The organism is Specibacter sp. BI4 (assembly GCF_056680095.1).
Map to the genome: position 1 here is coordinate 88,293 of NZ_CM155265.1, position 18,087 is coordinate 106,379.

Consider the following 18,087-nt stretch of genomic DNA (forward strand, 5'->3'; position numbering starts at 1 on the left):
TCCGCACTCACCCGAGGCCGCCGGCGTTGCGCAGGCCGCCGTCGAGTGTGAGGATCTGCCCCGTCACCCAGGCGGCATCGGCGGAGGCGAGGTAGGCAACTGCGGAGGCGACGTCGTCGGGCTCTCCCAACCGCCCCAACGGGTAGGAGGCGGCAACTTCCGCTTCGCGTCCCTCGTACAAGGCACCGGCAAATTTAGTCTTGACAACGGCCGGCGCCACGGCATTGACACGAATGTCGGGTGCCAGCTCCATGGCCAGGGTGCGGGTCAGGTGGGACACGGCGGCTTTGCTGATGCCGTACAGGCCCAGGCCGGCGGCCGGAACGTCGCCGCTGACGGACGACACATTCACCACATTCCCGCGCCGCGCCCGAAACCCGAGTCCCGGATGCGCCAGCACGGCCTGCGTCCAGGCGAGCGTGCCGAGGACGTTGACCTCAAAAATCTTGCGCGCCGCGTCCAGCTCGGCCGTTTCCAGCGGCCCGTACACGGGGTTGATGCCGGCGTTGTTGACGAGGATGTCCAGCCCGCCAAAATACTGTTCGACGTCGGCCAGCACCTCCTCGCGGTGCGCCGGGTCGTCCGCGTGCCCCGAGAGGGCCATGACAGCCCCGTCAGGGAACCCGCGCGCAGCCGCCAGGAGCTGCTCCCCGCCACGTGCGGTGAGAAAAACCCTGGCCCCCTCCGCCACCAGGCGGTGGGCGACGGCCAGCCCGATCCCCCTGCTGGCGCCTGTGACCAGGGCCTTCTTGCCGCGGAATCGCTGCGCCGGGTGCGCCGGCGCGTGCGAACTGTCTAGGGGCATGGCGATCCTCTTCGTTGAGTCTCCGACTACTTGGCAGTAACTACTGCCAGCATGGTGCGGAAATCAACAATGGTCAAGCACATTGGCACAGCCTTGCCGGTCCTGCGGCCGGACGTCGGAACCATGCCCCAACGGAAGGGCCGGCTCCGGGGTCCACAGCTCGGTCACCGTCCGGCGGGGTGTGGGACCTCAGCCCTTGTCGCGCAGGGCGTTGCGCTGTGCAGCTGTGGCAAGAGTCGAGACGTACAGTTGCTCGGGAGTCCGGGCATCACGGTTCAAGGGCGGGCAGAGTTCCGCACGCAGCGCATCCTCGAGGTCGGCGACAAGCTCCAATTTTGGCACCACGCAAAATGACGTGCCCAGGTTGCTGACCATCCATGCGCTGAGAAGTTCCTCGTCAGCATCAGTCAGCCGGGGATGCGCAGATTTTCCATGCCACTGGGCTTGGAGGCCCAGAACTGCCGCCAAGGAACGGCGAAAAGTGGATTTTGAGGTTTGTACGTCATGGTGCCGGGCACGGCTTCTCAGGTTCGTTGCCCGTCCCACGTAGACCAGGTCCCCGCGCTTCAGGGGCTTCAACTCTGCGGGCCACTCCACGTTTTTGGGCAGGCCGCCTGTCAGGTAACACTTATAGATGCCGGGGGCAAAGGGCATCGCCGACCATGCGGTTTTGGCAGGGGCGGTTTTTGTCCATTTGAGATCTTCCATGGGTCGACCTTACGGCAAGGCTGCACCATCCATTTCCGCCGGCCGCAGCTGCCGGGGGCCTGATCCGCCATGGCGGGTCCGGTCCCCGGCAGCTGCGGCCGGGACTGCGCGGCGTGCAGCCGCACGCAGAACTGCGTGAAGGCGCTTCCGCTACGCTTCGGCGAGGTCTTCTTCCAGCTCAAACTCAACCGTCGCAACGACTTCCTGCGTTGCGGGATCGATCATGGAGGCTTCGATGTCGTCGTCGATCATGATGAACTCGCCCTTGTTGGTCTTGAAGTGCCAGGCCAGGACGGTTTCGCCGTTGTGTTCATGGTTGGGGTCTCCCATGGTGATCTTCTCCAGGCGGTGCCCGGCCATGTCGCAGAGCTCGCGAATGATCAGTTCAAACTCGGGTGCGTCCTCGAGCTCGGCTTCGGCCCGGCGCTCGTCCAGGTTTGTGACGGTGGCGACGCGCTCGGCGATGTGTACCGCCAACTCCTCGGGCTCAAGCACCAGGAGGCCTTCCTGGGTCCGCAGCCACTGTGCATTCAGGCCGGTGACGTCTTCGGTTTCAAACAGTTCTTCAAATTCGCTGTCCAGGGCCTCCATGGCAGCCACACCGTCAGAGCGGTCCGAAGCTTCGTCGGCTTCGTCCTCGAGGTAGGCCTCCGTGTCGCGCTCGGACAGCAGGTCATAGAGCGCAGCGGTGCGGTTGAAGAGGTCCAGGTGTTCCCTTGCGCCCATGCCCTCAAGCCCTTCCCGGATGTAGCCGTCGAGTTCTTCGCGGTCAGGCGTCATGAAAACATACTGGGCGAATCCGCCGTCGAGCGCTTGTGTGAGATAGAAGTCGACGAAGTAGCTGCGCAAGGCGTTCGGGGCGATCTCCTCGGCATTCAGCAGGGCCAGGTACATCGCGTTAACAACTGTCACATTGTCGCCAACAACATCCTCGTTGTCAGTGGCGGCACCCTGGGCGGTCAATACAACTGGGAATTGGTGCGTGGTCATGAAAGTTCCTCACTCTTGGGAGCCGTGGTGCTCCTGACAACTTCACGCTATGTTGCGCAGCCGGACCTGGACCCCAAGGCGACGTGAACGTCAGGCGAAGAACGGGGGAACGTTGCGTGGGTGCACCCTTGGCAGCGCGCCCCTGCACCCCACGCCTACCGTCCCTCGTGCGCCGCCAGGAACTTGTACACCTCGGTCTCATCAACACCGGGGAAGGCACCCTGCGGCATGGCCGCCAGCAGGTGCGAGTTGGCCCGCGTTGACGGCCACGCGTTCCCGGCCCACTGGGCAGAAAGTTCCGCCGGGGGCCGGCGGCAGCATGCCGGGTCCGGGCACTTGGACTGCGAGCGCTCGGTGGTTTCCCTGCCCCGGAACCACTTCACGTGGGCGTAGGGCACCCCAATGCTCAGCGAGTACTCCCCCGAGGAATGCCTTTCGGTCCGGGCGGTGCACCAGAACGTCCCCACGGCGGTGTCGGTGTACTGGTTGAAGGCCCTGAACTTGTCTGGCACCTCAAAGACGGCCCGTGAGGTCCAGAAGCGGCACACGGACTGCCCCTCGATGGCACCAGTGTGGTCGGCGGGAAAGTTCACGCCGTCGTTCTCATAGGCCTTGTGGATGATCCCCGACTCGTGCACCTTTTGGAAGTGCGTGGTGATGCCCAAGTGTTCGGTGGCCAGGTTGGTGAACCTGTGTGCTGCCGTTTCATACGAGACGGAAAAGGCGTCCCGAATATCCTCAATCGCCAGCTCCTTCGCCGCCTTCGCCTCCTTGAGGAAGTCAACGGTGGCGCGTTCGGGCATCAGCAGGGACGCCGCAAAGTAATTTGTGTACACGCGCTGGCGCAAAAAGTCGGCATAGTTCAGCGGCGTCTTGTGCCCCAAAACATAGTGGCCCAGCGCCTGCAGCAGCACCGAACGCGGGTCGTGATCGGAGCGTTGGCCCTGCGTGAGATAAATTCGGCGGTTCTTCAAATCCGTCACCGACCGGGTTGAATGCGGCAGGTCCCCCACATAGTGCAAGTCAAAACCGAGGTGCTCGGCAACGTCCGCGGCCACATGGTGGGACAGCGGACCCCTGTCATGCCCCACGGCGTTCAGCAGCTCCTGCGCCTGCTTCTCGATCTCCGGGTAGTAGTTATTGCGCTCACGCATTTCCATCCGCAGCTCGGTGTTGGCCCGCCGCGCCTCCTCGGGCGTTGCCGACTGCTCATCCAGGCGCCGTTCCAGCTCGTGCTGCAGGCCCACCAGCGACTCGAGCACTTCCGTGGAAAGCCGCGAGCTGACGCGCACTGTGGGCAGTCCCAGTGACTGATACAGGGGTCCGCGCTGCGCCCGTTCCAGCTCAATTTCCAGCGCGGCCCGGCGGCTGGGAGGTTCGGCCCCAAGCAGTTGTTCAAGTCCGACGCCGAGCGCCCCGGCAAGCTGCTGCAGCAGGGTCAGCTTGGGCTCGCGCTTGCCGTTTTCAATCAAGGAAAGTTGCGACGGCGCGGCCCCCACTTTCGCCCCCAGGTCATCAAGGGTCATGCCCTGGGTTTTGCGCAGGTGGCGCACCCTTCTGCCCAGGGAAATGACGTCCAGTTCCCCCGTGGCGGCGGCTCCCCTGTCCCTCGGCGCCAGTGCTTCGCGTAAATTCCAGCCTGCATTAGTCATTTCTTGAGGATACGTGAAGAAGTGCCAATCTTTCCACCATTTACCCCTAGCAGCCGCTTGAAAATCTCGGAATAGTGGAAATCACGAAGAAGGAACGCGGATCTCCGGACTCAGCGACGAATCCAGGCCCGTCCCTTCGTCAGCACAACCACTACAAGGAGCTTTCCATCATGACTGCAGCATTTGAACCCGCAACGACGCCGGAGCAGAGCAACGCACAGGCAGCCGCAGCCCTCGAACTCGAGTGGGCCGCCAATCCCCGCTGGGACGGCATCGAGCGCTCCTACCCGGCTGCCGACGTCGTCAAGCTCCGTGGCCGCGTCCAGGAGGAACACACCCTGGCCCGCCGAGGTTCTGAAAAGCTCTGGAACCAGCTGACCACCGCAGCACCGGGCGGCTACACCAACGCACTTGGCGCACTTACGGGCAACCAGGCCGTCCAGCAGGTCAAGGCCGGATTGAAAGCCATCTACCTCTCCGGCTGGCAGGTTGCCGCTGACGCCAACTCCAATGGCAACACCTACCCGGACCAGTCCCTCTACCCCGTGGACTCGGTGCCCAAGGTGGTCCGCCGCATCAACAACGCCCTCCTGCGTTCGGACCAGATCGAGTTCTCCGAAGGCCTGCAGACAGTTGAGGACTGGCTGGTCCCGATCGTGGCCGACGCCGAAGCCGGCTTTGGCGGCCCGCTGAACGCCTATGAGCTCATGAAGTCCATGATCACCTCCGGTGCGGCCGGCGTGCACTGGGAAGACCAGCTTGCCAGCGAAAAGAAGTGCGGGCACCTGGGCGGCAAGGTCTTGATCCCCACGGCCCAGCACGTCCGCACGCTGAACGCCGCAAGGCTCGCGGCCGACGTCGCCGGCGTCCCCTCGGTGATCATCGCCCGCACCGACGCCGAGGCAGCCACACTGATCACCTCGGACGTGGATGAGCGCGACCAGCCGTTCCTCACCGGCGAGCGCACGGCCGAGGGTTTCTACCACGTCAAGAACGGTCTGGAACCCTCCATTGCCCGGGCCCGCGCCTACGCACCCCACTCGGACCTCATCTGGATGGAAACCGGAACACCGGACCTGGAGCACGCCAAAAAGTTTGCCGAAGGCGTCAAGTCGGAATTCCCCGACCAGATGCTTGCCTACAACTGCTCGCCGTCGTTCAACTGGAAAAAGCACCTGGACGACGCAACGATCGCCAAGTTCCAACGAGAGCTTGGCGCCATGGGATACACCTTCCAGTTCATCACCCTGGCTGGTTTCCACTCCCTGAACTACTCGATGTTTGATCTTGCCCATGGCTACGCCCGCAACGGCATGAGTTCCTACGTCGAACTGCAGGAGCGTGAATTCGACTCCGAAGACCGCGGCTACACCGCAACCAAGCACCAGCGCGAAGTGGGCACAGGCTACTTCGATCTGGTGGCGACCGCCCTGAACCCGAACAGCGGCACCCTCGCATTGGCTGGTTCCACCGAAGCCCAGCAGTTCCACTAATCTTCCTCCCCCTTCATATCGATTTTGCAGTTGTTGGACGAAAACTGCCTTAACCGGCCCGATTCCGTCCAACAACTGCAAACTCGATGGATCCAGACTTGGAGAACTCCCATGAACTCAACGAACAGCCTGAACGGGATCACGTTCAACGGCATCACCCTGACGGCACCGCCCATCCACCGCCAGGAAGAAATCCTGACCCCCGAGGCCCTGGATTTCATCGCAGCACTGAACCGCACGACGACGGCGCGGCGCCTGGAGCTGCTGGCGGCCCGCCGGACCCGCCGTTCGCAGATCCTCAGCGGCTCCGATCCCCGCTACCTGCGCGAAACGTCCCACATCCGGGACGACCCCCGCTGGCGTGTTGCTCCCCCGGCACCCGGGCTGGAGGACCGCCGCGTGGAAATCACCGGCCCCGTTGACCGCAAGATGACCATCAACGCCATGAACTCCGGCGCCAAGGTGTGGCTGGCCGACATGGAGGATTCCTCCACACCCACGTGGGGCAACGTCATCCGCGGCCAGCTGAACCTGATCGACGCATTGGAACGCCGCATCGACTTCACCAGCCCCGAGGGCAAGGAATACAAGCTGGCCCCGCAGGAGGAACTGCCCACCATCGTGGTCCGCCCCCGCGGCTGGCACCTGCCGGAGAAGCACCTGCTGATCAACGGCAAGCCCATGGCCGGCGGCGTTGTCGACTTCGGGCTGTACTTCTTCCACAACGCCCGCCGGTTGATCGCCCAGGGCAAGGGACCGTACTTCTACCTGCCGAAGATTGAAAACCACCTCGAGGCACGCCTCTGGAATGACATCTTCATCCAGGCCCAGGACCTGCTCGGCATCCCGCAGGGCACCATCCGCGCAACGGTCTTGATCGAGACCATCACGGCAGCCTTTGAGATGGAGGAAATCCTGTACGAGCTGCGCGACCACGCAGCAGGGCTGAACGCCGGCCGCTGGGACTACCTGTTCTCCGTCATCAAGAACTTCCGCACCCGCGGCCCGCGCTTCGTGCTTCCGGACCGCAACCAGATCACCATGACGGCACCGTTCATGCGCGCCTACACCGAACAGCTGGTCCGCGCCTGCCACACCCGCGGCGCCATGGCGATCGGCGGCATGGCGGCGTTCGTGCCCAACCGCCGCGACCCGGAGGCCAACGCCAACGCGATGGCCAAGGTCCGCGCCGACAAGACCCGCGAAGCCAACGACGGCTTCGACGGCTCCTGGGTGGCCCACCCGGACCTGGTTCCCGTGGCCATGGAGGTCTTCGATGAGATCCTGGGCTGGAACCCGAACCAGATCAGCCGCACCCGCGAGGACGTCGAACTCGATGACCGCGCCCTGTTGAACGTCGCCGGCACCGAGGGCAACATCACCGAGCAAGGTGTGCGCGACAACATCTGGGTCGGCATCCAATACATCGAATCCTGGCTGCGCGGCCACGGCGCCGTCGCCCTGAACAACCTCATGGAGGACGCCGCCACCGCGGAAATCTCCCGCTCGCAGATCTGGCAGTGGATCCACAGCCAGGCCATCACCGACACGGGCGAACTCATCACCTTCGACTGGGTCACCGAGATGCTCGAGGAGGAATTCGCCCGGCTCCCTCGTTTCGAGGGCGACCGCTTCGAGGATGCCCTGGAGATCTTCACCGACGTCGCGATGGGCGAGGAATTCCCCGCCTTCCTGACCACCTCCGCCTACGCGAACTACCTGCACGCCGAGCAGACCGAACGGCAGCTCGCGGCAGCATAAGTTTGGTTGCCTTCACCGGATGCGACGCCACTGCAGGCCCGAAATCCGGGTCCCGGTGAGGCAGCCTTAAATCTGAAAAGTCCGACGGCGGTTGGCGCCGTTCCCCCTGGAACCCGCCAACCGCCGTCGGGCTTTGCGCGAGTCCTCCATGAATGGGGAGGCGGGCGGGGCGCCGAAGGGAACGCCGGCGTCGGCTATTGCTTGTAGCCTTCGACCTCGCTGGCCGGGCGCAGCTGCGCATCGTCGGGGCTCTCCCCGGCATGGATCTTCGCCTGCCGCTGGCGCAGCAGGTCCCAGCACTGGTCCAGCTGGACCTCAATGACTTTCAGCCGCGCAGCACGCTCGGGCAGCTTCGCCTGGTCCGCGGTTGAATCACGCAGATCCTGTTCGGCCTTGACCAGTTCCTCGATCTTGTGGTGAACCTGGTAATCGTCCATTCCGCATCTCCTCAGCTGTGTTCCGGCCGCACTCGCACTGTCCAGACCTACGTTAGTGCGGTTTCGGCATGTCGGCGAGGGTCCTGGCCCTACGTCTTCTCCCGCAAGGCCGCCTCGAATCGATCACGCAGCGGTTCAGGGGACTATGCCAACGCCCAGCCCCGGAATAACCCGGGCGCCGACGTGGTTTTGGGCAGTATGAAGATTGAAATCTGGTCCGACGTGGCCTGCCCCTGGTGCTACATTGGCAAGCGCCGTTTTGAAACCGCCCTGAACGGCTTTGCGCACAAGGATTCCGTGGCGGTGCAGTGGCGCAGCTACCAGCTGGATCCCACCCTCCCCGATCACTATGACGGCACCGAGATCAGCTACCTTGCCGAGCGCAAGGGCATGGACCCGGCCCAGGTTGCCGGCATGTTCACGCACGTCACCGAGCAGGCCGCAGGCGAGGGCCTGAACTACAAGTTCGACGACGTGGTGGTCGCCAACAGCTTCAATGCCCACCAGCTGCTGCACCTGGCCGCCGCCAACGGCAAGGGCGACGCCGTGAAGGAAGCCCTGCTGTCAGGCCACTTTGAGCACGGCATGGACATTGGTTCCCGCGACGCGCTCGTGAAACTCGGCACCGAGGCGGGATTGGATGCCGCCGAGATCAACGAGGCGCTCGACACCGACAAATACGCCGACGACGTCCGCCACGATTTTGCCGAGGCCCGGGCCATCGGCGTCACCGGCGTGCCGTTCTTTGTCATCGACAGGAAGTACGGCATCTCCGGCGCCCAGCCCGCCGACGTGTTCAGCCAGGCGATCGAGCAGGCGTGGCAGGAAGCCAACCCGCTGACCATGGTTGCCGCCGGTTCTGCCGACGCCGAGGTGTGCGGCCCGGACGGCTGCGCCATCTAGCTTCCAAATAAGCCGGCGATACTGCCCGCAGCTGCTGGTGCTTCAGCGGCGCAGGGCGTTATCGGCGGCTTTTTTGTGCGCAATCCGCACCGTCCGTCAGCCGTCCAGCGGGTAGGCGACGATGGCGACTTTGGTCCCGTCCGGCGACCAGCTGGGAACATTCATGGTGCCCTGCCCGCCAAACACCCGGGCGAGGTCCCGGATGGTGCCGTCCCTTTCCAGCAGCCGCACGACGACGGGCACATCCGCCGGGTGTCCCACCGTCCCCGGAGGGAAGCTGACATAGGCAATTTGCGTCCCGTCCGGGGAAGGATGCGGGAACCAGTTCACACGCTCGTCATGCGTCAGCTGCTCGGGCACCTTGTTTGCTGTGCTGTTTCCCGGTGCAGGGAGACGGAACAGCTGGGCGTGGCCGGGGATCGTGGAGCCGCGTTCGGAATTGAAGTAAATCCACTGTCCGTCGGCTGAAAACTCTGCACCGTCGTCGGGAAACGCGTCGTCGGTGAGCTGCACAGCGGGACCGCCGGCCGCGGGCACCACATAAACGTTGGTGCGGACCTGTCCGCTGTCGACGGTCAAGCCGATGTACGCCAGCGTTGCCCCGTCGGGGGACACCCCGTGGAGGTAATGCCTGAACTTTGGCCCGTTGTCATTCGTGACGCGGCGGGGGCCATCAGTTCCTTCAAGGTCAACGGCGTAGATGTGGCCGTCCTTGCTGGAGATGTAGGCCGTGCCGCCGTCGGGGCTGATGACGTGGTCATTGTTGATCTCGGCAATGCCCCCGAGGTCGATCTCTTCCAGAACACCGCAGGTGCCGGCAGCTTCAACGCCGCCGGCACCGTCTGCTTCAACCGGGAGCCGGAACAGCCTGCCGTCTCCGTTGATGATAAGGCTCCTGCCATCGGGGCTCCAATTGGGGGCCTCGAAGAGAAGCGTGTCCGAGGCGAGACGCAGCCTGGCCTCGGCTGTGCGCACGTCGATGATGGACAGCTCGGCACGCTGTCCGGGTTGCAGGTGGCGTGGCATGGGAACTTCCTATCGCTGGGTTGGGGGCAGGTTGGCCCGGCCCAGCTAATTGCAGCAGGCCGGGCTGAACTGTCAGGCGGGGAAGTATTCCCTGGCCGGGTTGGTGACTTCCGGCTGCTGCCGGTGCAGTTGCGGCTGCGCCACCCAGCCCACGCCGTTGGAGATTACGCGCTGCACCTGCGGGTGGTGGTAAACCGGATATTCCTGGTCGCCGGGGCTGAAGTAAAAGATCCGGCCCTTGCCGCGGGAGAACGTCACACCTGACCGGAACACCTCGCCTCCGGCAAAGGAGCTGATGAAGATCAAGTCGTCAGGTTCGGGGATGTCGAACAGTTCGCCGTACATTTCCTGTTCCGGGATCACGATGGGGCTGTCCACCCCGGCAGCAATCGGGTGCGACGGCTTGACCGTCCACACAAGTTCACGTTCGCCCTCATTGCGCCACTTCAGCGAGCAGGTGGTGCCAAGCAGCTTGGTGAAGATCTTGGAGAAATGAGCCGAATGGAGGGCCACCAGGCCCATGCCGCCCAACACGTGGCGCTGAACCCGTTCAACGACTTCGTCGGCAACCTGGTCGTGGGCGATGTGGCCCCACCAGAGCAGGACGTCGGTGCCGGCGAGGGTCTCCTCGCTCAGCCCGTGCTCGGGGTCGGCGAGTGTGGCGGTGGTGACGTTGGCGTCCGGGTAGAAGGCACGCAAACTCTCAGCGATGGCGCCGTGCATGCCGTCCGGGTACATCTCCTTGATGGTGGCGGGCTCATTGTTGAGCTCGTGGACGCCTTCGTTCCAGACCAGGATGTTCAGTTTTGCGCCCATGTCAGAGCCTCACTTCGCGTTGTTCACGGGCTGACGTGTAGCAGGCGTCAATGACAAGTGCCCGGCTCAGGGCGACGGAGCCGTCATGGCTGCCCCATTCGGTTTCACCGGCGCGGATGGCATCGACGAACTCTTCCACGACTGCCGGGTGGTTGCCGTCTTCCAGCGTCTCCGCCTCATAGTCGATGCTGGTCCCGTTGTCGTCGTCGGTGAAGATCCGCAACCCGGCTTCGGAAATCTCGTGCGACTGGGCCGCCCGCAACTCCGCACCGCCATCGGTGCCGTACACGCGGAAGTCCATCAGGTCCGCCTGGTCGCGGTAACTGGCCCAGCCGGCTTCCACCAACAGTGTCACGCCACCCTCGAGCCGAATGAAGGCCGAGGCGAAGTCCTCCACCTCAAACTTGTGGCTGGACGACGCCGCAATGTAGTTCACATCGCCGCCCCGCCCCTGGCTGCCCAGTTCGGAATATGTGGAGGCTGAGACGGAAATGACCTTGGGTTCGCCCAGCAGGTGCAGCGCGTAGTCCAGCACGTGCACGCCAATGTCGGCCAGTGGCCCGCCGCCTGCCAGCTCAGGGTTGGTGAACCAGCTGCCCAGTGTGGGGATGCCGCGGCGGCGCAACCACGAGGCCTTCGCGTAGTAGGGCCTGCCCAGTGCCCCTTCGTCAATGATCGATTTCAGCTTCGTGACATCGCCGCGGCGCCGGTGGTTGAACACCACGTCCAGGACGCGCCCGGCCTTGCGGGCTGCGGCCACCATTGCGGCGCCTTCCTCACCGTTGCGTGCGAGCGGCTTTTCGCTCAGCACGTGCAAGCCCCGCTCCAGGGCCGCCACGGTGATGGGTGCATGCAGGAAGGTGGGGACGGCGACGCTGACGGCGTCCAGGCCCTCCAGTTCCACCAGGTCTTCCCAGCGGGCAAAGCCGTGCGGGATGTTGTATTCGGCCTGGATGGATTCGAGCAGCTCGGTTTCCATGCCGGCCACGGCCACAATTTCAACGCCGTCGATGGCGCTAAAGGCCTTGACGTGCTGCTGGCCTGCCCAGCCAACGCCAACAACCCCAACTTTCAGTGTTGCCGGCACAGTCTTCTCGCTCACTAAGGACACCATTTCCTGATCGTTGGAGGTTCGTTGCAGTAACAAATTCTGTGCGCAGGAGTCCCCGCACCCCACCAACCTAGTTGAACTAATAACAGCGGTCAATCAAAAGTGAACACCCGATTCCTCCGCTACTTCAAGGAATTTCAGCGACTATTGACAGCCCAATGGCGCTGAGCCCGAACTTTCGTTCCGACCCTGTCAAAAGCGTGGGAGGTGCCTGGCGGTTGCTGCCCCGGCAACAACGACGGCGGCACCCGGGTGGGCATCGCTGCTCACCCGCGTGCCGCCGTCGACCGTTCAAGGCAACTGCCGCAAAGGTTACTTCACAGCACCGGCCGTCAGGCCCGCCACAAAGTTCTTTTGCAGAAGCAGGAAGCCGATCACGATGGGAATGCTGACGACCACCGAGGCGGCCATGATCTGGTTCCAGTACACGTTGGTCTGCGTCGAATACAGTTGCAGGCCGACGGCCAGCGTCCTGTTGGCGTCGGTTGTCATGACCGAGGCGAAGAGCACTTCACCCCAACTTGTCATGAAGCTGTAAATGGCGACGGCGACCAGGCCCGGCCGGGCTGTGGGCAGGATGATCGTGAACAGCGCCCGCATGGGGCCACAACCGTCGACCTTTGCGGCCTCGTCGAGTTCACGCGGGATTCCGTTGAAGTAGCCGGCGAGCATCCAGATGGAGAACGGCAGCGAGAACGTCAGGTACGTGATGATCAGCCCCGCACGGGATCCCACCAGCTGGATGCCGAAGTTCGTGTTGATGTTCACGAAGATCAAGAACAGCGGCAGCAGGAACAGCACGCCTGGCAGCATCTGGGTCGAGAGCACCGCACCGGAGAAGAGTGCCCGGCCACGGAACGTGTAGCGGGACACCGCGTAGGCGGCGAAGACGGCGATGATGAGCGAGAGCACCGTGGATATGGTCGAGACGATGACCGAGTTCACGAAGTAGTCGGCCAACGGGATCGTCTTCCACATGTCGATGTATGGCTGGATCGTCAGCGATTCGGGCCACCAGGAGAATGCACCCTGAACATCCTTGAGGGGTTTCAGCCCCGAGATGACCATGACGTAGATGGGGATGATGGTAAAGATGCTGAGGGCGGTAATCGTGACCACACGGAAGATCTTGGTACCGGTTGTGTCATGCATTGTCTTTCCTCCGGTTCATGAAGAGAACATAGAATCCGCTGACAACCATCAGGAATAGCAAGAGCAGTACTGACATGGCAGCGCCGGATCCAAAGTTCCAGGTCAGGAACGAAGCGTTGTAAATATGGAATGAAATCAAGTCACCAGCCGGCGGCTGCGCGCCACCAAACAAGACGAAGGGGGTGTTGAAGTCGTTGAAGGTCCAAAGGAACATAACCAAAACCAGTGACATGTTCACAGGGCGCAGCATGGGCAGCGTAATGGCCCACCACTGGCGCAGCGGCTTGGCGCCGTCAACGGAAGCAGCCTCGTAGACATCCGTGGGGACGGACTGCAGGCCAGCCATCAACATGAGGAAGGCGAAGGGCCACAGCCGCCAAATGGCTACGATGACCACGGCTGCGAAGGCGTTGTCACCAATGAGCCAGAACGGTTTGTCGCCCGACAGGCCGAGGTTGTCGAAGAGCAGATGGTTCAGGGCGCCGTTGTCCTTTTGCAGCATGAACTTCCAGGCGATAACACCTGCGTACATCGGCAGCGCGTAGGGGATCAAGAACAAGGTACGGAAGATGGCACGTCCCTTGAATGTCTTCTGCAGCGCGACGGCTGCGGCCATGCCGAGTCCCCAGGAAAGGCCGACCACCAGAATGGTGAAAGCCACAGTGATGCCGAAGGATTTCAGCAGCCCCATGCCGACGGACGAGTTGAAGTCGAGGGCTATTTCGTAGTTTTTGAATCCCACGAACGGGGCATTGCCCCAGTTGGAGATGAACATTTTGGTGAGCTTGAGAAAACTCATCCAAATGCCGGTGACCATCGGGATGACGTGGATGAAAATCTCAAAGATGACGGCGGGGGCGAGCAGCGCATATGGCAGCCACCAGCCAGCGCGGCGGGGCTTGCGGGCTTTCCTTCCGGTTGCCCCGGCTGCGGGGCCGGAATTCTTTACGGCGGTGGATGCAGACACTGCGGACACGCACCTTTCTTTCATAAACAGTCGGTTCTGGTGGGCGGCTGGCCGTTCCGGCCCAGCCGCCCACCAGATTTAGTTTCTTGCCGCGCGCCCCTTGGGGAGGAGCGGGATGGGGCCCCGCCGCCAGGTTCCCGAGAAATCGTGTCAGCGATTTATCGGGCCGGCGGTGGGGACTATCCGGCTGCTTCGACTGCCTGCTGGGCGGTTGTCAGTGCGGCCTTGACGTCGTCCTTGCTGACGGTTCCGCCGGAGGCAATAGTGGCGAACATCTGGTTCATCGCCTTGCCCACTGTGCTTTCAAACTGGTCCTCGGCCGGCACGAGCGGCAGCGGCTTGGACTTGTTGGCGTAAATGTCGGAGAAAGTCTTGGCCAGTTCCGCATCTTCGGTGAAGGTGGGTGTCACACCAGCCAGGACCGGAAGGGCAGCGAACGGCTTGTCCAACTCGGCCTGGGTGGCTTCACTGGTCATGAACTTCACGAATTCCAGTGCACCGTCCTTGTTCTTCGTGTTCTTGAAGACGGAGAGGTTGATACCAGCAACATGGCTTGCAACATCCTTCGCGCCTTCCGGGGCGGGGAATGCAACCACACCGAACTCGTCGTCCTTCATGCCCTGTGCGGCAATGGAGCTGTTGGCGTTGTTCTGGCTCAGGACCATCGCGGCCTTGCCGTTGGCGAAGTCGTTGATGGCCTTCGTTGCATTGTCGTATTGGGCGTTGCCGGGGTCGACAACCTTGTCCGTCTGCATCAGGTCCAGGTACCGCGAGATGCCGTCGACAATGCCGTCGGAGGTGAACGTGGGCTTGCCGTCGGCGTCGAAGAACTCGGCATCGTTCTGGGCCGCGTTGATGAAGGCGAAGTGCGCGTTTTCCGTGTAGCTGCCGGCCGCCAGCGAGAAGCCGTGCACATCGCCGGCGGTCAGCTTCTTGGCTGCTGCAACCATTTCTTCCCAAGTTGTGGGAGGCGTTACCCCTGCATCCTTGAACATGGCCTTGTTGTAGTACAGGCCGTAAGCCAGACCGTACAACGGCACTGACGTCGGATCTTCACCGGCGACGCCGCCGGTGTCCATGGCGGTCTTGACGAACTTGTCCTTGCCGCCAATTGCGTCAAAGGCAGCCGAGTCGAAGGGCATGAAGGCGCCGGTTGATTGCAGCGAGGCCGCCCAGGTGTTGCCGATGTTCAGTACATCAGGGGCCTGGCCGGAGGCGACGGCGGTTTGGATGCGCGTCTGGAGGTCGTTCCAACCGATGACCTCGAGGTTGACCTTGATGCCGGACTCTTCCTCAAACTTCTTCAGCTGCGGCGTGAGAACTTCCTTGTCATTGTCCAAGCTGGTGCCCTGGTTGCTGGCCCAGTAGGTCAGCGTCTTTCCGTCGGAACCGGAGGACGCGTCGTTTGCGGCGCCGCTGCAGCCGGAGGCTGTGAGCGCGAGTGCTGCGATGGCCGCTGCTGCGGCAAGAGATCGAATTTTCACTTCGTTGACTTCCTTGTCTGTGGGCGAGGACCCTGAAAAATCTGATGTGCCGCGGCCGGGGATACCCAAGGCGGGACGTGAAACTAAACCTAGACGAACTTATGTCGACCGTCAATCAAAAGTGTGCATCAATTTTAACTCTTATCGATTCGTAACTATGGAAGCGAGCGGGACGACGAGCGAAATCGCCGGCCCAACCGTCAGCAAGCACGAAACAACCCCGACACTGCAGGGATTTTGCGGCCACCCGCCGGGGTAATGCAAATTACTGAACCGGTTCACTAAACCGGCTTCGTTACCAAGTTGTTACGATCTGGCGGGTGCCTTGGACGGGCGCAGGCAGCTCGGGCGCAGCTGTACTGGCGCCATGTGGCTCAGGCGTTAAACGCGTTGCCGGCCAGGGTCTCACGGGGCAACAGCACCCCGGGCGTGGCCGCAATGTTGCGGGCCTCATGGCCGGAAACCAGCTCCAAGAGCAGCAACGCGGCGTTGCGGCCCATGTCGGCCACTCTTCGTCCCAGCGCAGCCACGGCCGGTGAGCTCAGCTGGCACAGGATCGAGTCGTCCCAGCTCACCACCGATACCTGCCCGGGCACACTGAGGCCCAGGCGCCCCAGCGCCTGCAGCCCGCCAACGGCCATCAGGTCATTGCCATAGATGATGGCTGTGGGGAAGCCCGCAGAGCCCGGCACCAAACCCGCCATGAGAGCGATAGTGGCCTTGCCGCCGTCATCCGCGGAATAGTCCGCCGGACACAGCACGACACCCATGCCCAGACGCTCGGCATGGGCCGTGATTCCAGTGGACTTTGCGGCCTCGTGCAGCAGCTCCAACGGACCCGAAACAAAGGCGATGCGCCTGTGTCCGAGCCCGTGCAGGGCGTCAATAACAGTGGCCGCGTCGATGGTCTGGGCAACGGTGACGTTGGCGCTGCGGACTGCCGGCATGGAATTCGGGTCGACGCCCATGCGCACATACGGCATTCGATAGCGGTCCAGCAGCGACGGACGCGGATCCCCATGGCCGTGGTCAAACAAAATAAAGCCGTCAACCCGCCTCTCCCCCGCCCATCGTTCATAGATCGAGAGGTCCCGCGCGGCGGGGTCCGCGACGTGCTGCGGATCCACTATGCGCAGCAGCAGGTTCATGTCATGGGCGCCCAGCACTGCCTCAATGCCGGCCAGGATCGTCATGTAAAACGGCTCGGACCCAATCTGTTCAGGGTCGCGATACAACACAATCCCCACCGTCTCGCTGCGGGACTGGGAGAGGGCGCGGGCACTTGAACTGGGGTACCAGCCAAGCTCGGAGGCAAGGGCCAACACCCGGGCGCGGGTTGCGTCACTGACGCCGGGATTGCCGTTGAGCGCGTAGGAAACCGACGCCTTGGAGATGCCCAGACGGCGCGCCAAATCGGTAATTGTCACCTTGCCGGCGGGAAATGCCGCCAAGTCACTCACGCTTGCGCATGGCCGGCGACCAGCCGGTCAACTGAGGCCGGTGCCAGAATGTGGTCGATCACCATGCGTCCTGCGCCAAGCACGCCAGCATGTTCCGCCGCCATCGACTGGACGATGCGCAGGCGGGCGGTGGCGAGCGGGAGTGAGCGCTGGTACACGATTTCACGCACACCCGCCATCAGGTATTCACCGGCAGAGGACAGCCCGCCGCCAATCACAATCACCGAGGGGTTCAACAGGTTCACGCTCGCAGCCAGGACATCACCGACGTCCCGCCCCGCCTGCCGCATGGCCTGGATGGCCGCAAGGTTTCCCCTGCGGGCCAGCTCCAGGACGTCTTCGCCGGTGTGGGCCGGGACGCCGTTACTTGTGAGTGCCGCAGCCACTGCCGGCCCGGACGCCATGGCCTCCAGACAGCCGTAGTTGCCGCACCGGCAGAGCACGTCGCCGCCGCGCGGAACCCGCACATGGCCGATGTCCCCGGCCGTGCCGTCCGCGCCGCGCTGCAGCAGCCCGCCGCTGATAATGCCGGCGCCAATGCCTGTGGCAACCTTGATGAACAGCAGATCAGCGGCGTCGGGCCAGTAGTACGCCCGCTCGCCGAGCGCCATGATGTTCACGTCATTGTCCACGAGCACTTCGGTGGGAAAGCGTTTCTGCACGTAGGCCGGCACGTCAAAACCGTCCCAGCCGGGCATGATCGGCGGACTGGCGGGCTTCCCGGTCAGGTGCTCAACCGGTCCGGGCAGTCCGATGCCAATGCCGACAAGCTCACGTTCGTGGCGGCCGCCGTTGGCAATCACCTGCCCGCAAAGTTCAAGGACCGCGTCCAGGACAACAGTGGGGCCGGCGGAAATATCGATCGACTCCCGCAGCTCGCTCAGCACGGTTCCGCTCAAGTCGGTCAGGGCGATCAACATGTGGGTGGCGCCCACATCGACCGCCAGGATCACCCTGGCGGAGGGATGAAAGGCAAAGCGCGACGGCGGACGCCCACCGGAGGAGATCGCCTCGCCCGCCGGACCAATCAGTCCGGCCGCACTGAGCGCATCAATCCGCGCGGCGACCGTGGAGCGGGCCAATCCGGTGATTTCTGCCAGTTCCGCCCGGGTGCGTGCCCGGCCGTCACGCAGGAGCTGGAACACGTCACCGGCCCGCGAATGGCTGAATGGTTCCGCTGGACCGCTGCTGGCGGAGACCGCCCCATGGTGGTGCTGAACTGGTGACTTTGGCATCCCCAATAAATAACACACCGGCTTCCAACTGTCACAATCCGATAGTGAACTTCATTTAAGCAAACTTTTGCTTGACGATCGACAAAA

Annotated in this window: 16 protein-coding genes; 3 read left to right on the forward strand and 13 right to left on the reverse strand. The window is 63.1% G+C overall.

The features are described from left to right. Positions 1–7: 7 nt before the first annotated feature. The 4 genes from AC1L6K_RS00520 to AC1L6K_RS00535 form a co-directional block, all read right to left on the reverse strand. Positions 8–805: an SDR family oxidoreductase gene (locus tag AC1L6K_RS00520; RefSeq protein ID WP_480950804.1), complete on the reverse strand. Its 798-nt coding sequence runs from the start codon at positions 803–805 to the stop codon at positions 8–10. A 189-nt stretch (positions 806–994) separates the two neighbouring features. Continuing rightward, positions 995–1,513, reverse strand: a complete 519-nt coding sequence (locus AC1L6K_RS00525; RefSeq protein WP_480950805.1) for a GIY-YIG nuclease family protein — start codon at positions 1,511–1,513, stop codon at positions 995–997. A 150-nt stretch (positions 1,514–1,663) separates the two neighbouring features. After that, entirely contained in the window at positions 1,664–2,503 is an 840-nt protein-coding gene (locus tag AC1L6K_RS00530; RefSeq protein WP_480950806.1) for a DMP19 family protein, read from the reverse strand. Positions 2,504–2,658: 155 nt separating this feature from the next. Beyond that, on the reverse strand, positions 2,659–4,155 hold the full coding sequence (locus AC1L6K_RS00535; protein WP_480950807.1) for a helix-turn-helix domain-containing protein: 1,497 nt from the start codon (positions 4,153–4,155) through the stop codon (positions 2,659–2,661). A gap of 170 nt (positions 4,156–4,325) precedes the next feature. On the opposite strand from AC1L6K_RS00535, the gene aceA reads away from it, so the two are divergent. Together aceA and aceB are read left to right on the forward strand one after the other, a co-directional pair. Further along, complete coding sequence (gene aceA, locus AC1L6K_RS00540) at positions 4,326–5,648, forward strand: isocitrate lyase (RefSeq protein WP_480950808.1); 1,323 nt, start codon at positions 4,326–4,328, stop codon at positions 5,646–5,648. 111 nt (positions 5,649–5,759) lie between these two features. Next, positions 5,760–7,409, forward strand: a complete 1,650-nt coding sequence (gene aceB / locus AC1L6K_RS00545) for a malate synthase A (protein ID WP_480950809.1) — start codon at positions 5,760–5,762, stop codon at positions 7,407–7,409. 194 nt (positions 7,410–7,603) lie between these two features. Here the strand turns inward: aceB and AC1L6K_RS00550 are convergent, their stop codons facing one another. Next, the gene (locus tag AC1L6K_RS00550) at positions 7,604–7,846 is read right to left on the reverse strand and encodes a DUF2630 family protein (RefSeq protein WP_480950810.1); all 243 of its coding nucleotides are present in this window, start codon (positions 7,844–7,846) and stop codon (positions 7,604–7,606) included. Positions 7,847–8,044: 198 nt separating this feature from the next. Between AC1L6K_RS00550 and AC1L6K_RS00555 the strand changes: the two genes are divergently transcribed. Next, the gene (locus AC1L6K_RS00555) at positions 8,045–8,749 is read left to right on the forward strand and encodes a DsbA family oxidoreductase (protein WP_480950811.1); all 705 of its coding nucleotides are present in this window, start codon (positions 8,045–8,047) and stop codon (positions 8,747–8,749) included. Between the two features lie 96 nt (positions 8,750–8,845). Here AC1L6K_RS00555 and AC1L6K_RS00560 read toward each other — a convergent pair whose 3' ends face one another. The 8 genes from AC1L6K_RS00560 to AC1L6K_RS00595 form a co-directional block, all read right to left on the reverse strand. Beyond that, complete coding sequence (locus AC1L6K_RS00560; RefSeq protein ID WP_480950812.1) at positions 8,846–9,775, reverse strand: TolB family protein; 930 nt, start codon at positions 9,773–9,775, stop codon at positions 8,846–8,848. Positions 9,776–9,847: 72 nt separating this feature from the next. Beyond that, positions 9,848–10,591, reverse strand: a complete 744-nt coding sequence (locus tag AC1L6K_RS00565; protein WP_480950813.1) for a ThuA domain-containing protein — start codon at positions 10,589–10,591, stop codon at positions 9,848–9,850. A 1-nt stretch (position 10,592) separates the two neighbouring features. Further along, positions 10,593–11,705, reverse strand: a complete 1,113-nt coding sequence (locus AC1L6K_RS00570; RefSeq protein ID WP_480950814.1) for a Gfo/Idh/MocA family protein — start codon at positions 11,703–11,705, stop codon at positions 10,593–10,595. A 309-nt stretch (positions 11,706–12,014) separates the two neighbouring features. After that, positions 12,015–12,854: a carbohydrate ABC transporter permease gene (locus AC1L6K_RS00575; protein ID WP_480950815.1), complete on the reverse strand. Its 840-nt coding sequence runs from the start codon at positions 12,852–12,854 to the stop codon at positions 12,015–12,017. Further along, a complete protein-coding gene (locus AC1L6K_RS00580; RefSeq protein WP_480950816.1) occupies positions 12,847–13,821 on the reverse strand; it encodes a carbohydrate ABC transporter permease in 975 nt (324 codons plus the stop codon). Before AC1L6K_RS00580 ends, AC1L6K_RS00575 begins: the two co-directional genes overlap by 8 nt. Before the next feature lie 179 nt (positions 13,822–14,000). Continuing rightward, a complete protein-coding gene (locus AC1L6K_RS00585) occupies positions 14,001–15,305 on the reverse strand; it encodes an ABC transporter substrate-binding protein (RefSeq protein WP_480950817.1) in 1,305 nt (434 codons plus the stop codon). Positions 15,306–15,679: 374 nt separating this feature from the next. Next, a complete protein-coding gene (locus tag AC1L6K_RS00590) occupies positions 15,680–16,765 on the reverse strand; it encodes a LacI family DNA-binding transcriptional regulator (RefSeq protein WP_480950818.1) in 1,086 nt (361 codons plus the stop codon). Continuing rightward, positions 16,762–18,000 (reverse strand): ROK family transcriptional regulator, encoded by a 1,239-nt coding sequence (locus AC1L6K_RS00595; RefSeq protein ID WP_480950819.1) that lies wholly within the window; start codon positions 17,998–18,000, stop codon positions 16,762–16,764. The genes AC1L6K_RS00590 and AC1L6K_RS00595 overlap by 4 nt, the downstream gene beginning before the upstream one ends. Positions 18,001–18,087: the final 87 nt, after the last annotated feature.

Excerpts from the sequence above, each read along its gene's own strand:
- AC1L6K_RS00575 (WP_480950815.1), bottom strand. The coding sequence starts at position 12,854 with ATGCATGACACAACCGGTACCAAGATCTTCCGTGTGGTCACGATTACC.
- AC1L6K_RS00550 (WP_480950810.1), bottom strand. The coding sequence starts at position 7,846 with ATGGACGATTACCAGGTTCACCACAAGATCGAGGAACTGGTCAAGGCC.
- AC1L6K_RS00530 (WP_480950806.1), bottom strand. The coding sequence starts at position 2,503 with ATGACCACGCACCAATTCCCAGTTGTATTGACCGCCCAGGGTGCCGCC.
- AC1L6K_RS00560 (WP_480950812.1), bottom strand. The coding sequence starts at position 9,775 with ATGCCACGCCACCTGCAACCCGGACAGCGTGCCGAGCTGTCCATCATC.
- aceA (WP_480950808.1), top strand. The coding sequence starts at position 4,326 with ATGACTGCAGCATTTGAACCCGCAACGACGCCGGAGCAGAGCAACGCA.
- aceB (WP_480950809.1), top strand. The coding sequence starts at position 5,760 with ATGAACTCAACGAACAGCCTGAACGGGATCACGTTCAACGGCATCACC.
- AC1L6K_RS00595 (WP_480950819.1), bottom strand. The coding sequence starts at position 18,000 with ATGCCAAAGTCACCAGTTCAGCACCACCATGGGGCGGTCTCCGCCAGC.
- AC1L6K_RS00555 (WP_480950811.1), top strand. The coding sequence starts at position 8,045 with ATGAAGATTGAAATCTGGTCCGACGTGGCCTGCCCCTGGTGCTACATT.
- AC1L6K_RS00525 (WP_480950805.1), bottom strand. The coding sequence starts at position 1,513 with ATGGAAGATCTCAAATGGACAAAAACCGCCCCTGCCAAAACCGCATGG.
- AC1L6K_RS00520 (WP_480950804.1), bottom strand. The coding sequence starts at position 805 with ATGCCCCTAGACAGTTCGCACGCGCCGGCGCACCCGGCGCAGCGATTC.
- AC1L6K_RS00565 (WP_480950813.1), bottom strand. The coding sequence starts at position 10,591 with ATGGGCGCAAAACTGAACATCCTGGTCTGGAACGAAGGCGTCCACGAG.
- AC1L6K_RS00535 (WP_480950807.1), bottom strand. The coding sequence starts at position 4,155 with ATGACTAATGCAGGCTGGAATTTACGCGAAGCACTGGCGCCGAGGGAC.
- AC1L6K_RS00570 (WP_480950814.1), bottom strand. The coding sequence starts at position 11,705 with ATGGTGTCCTTAGTGAGCGAGAAGACTGTGCCGGCAACACTGAAAGTT.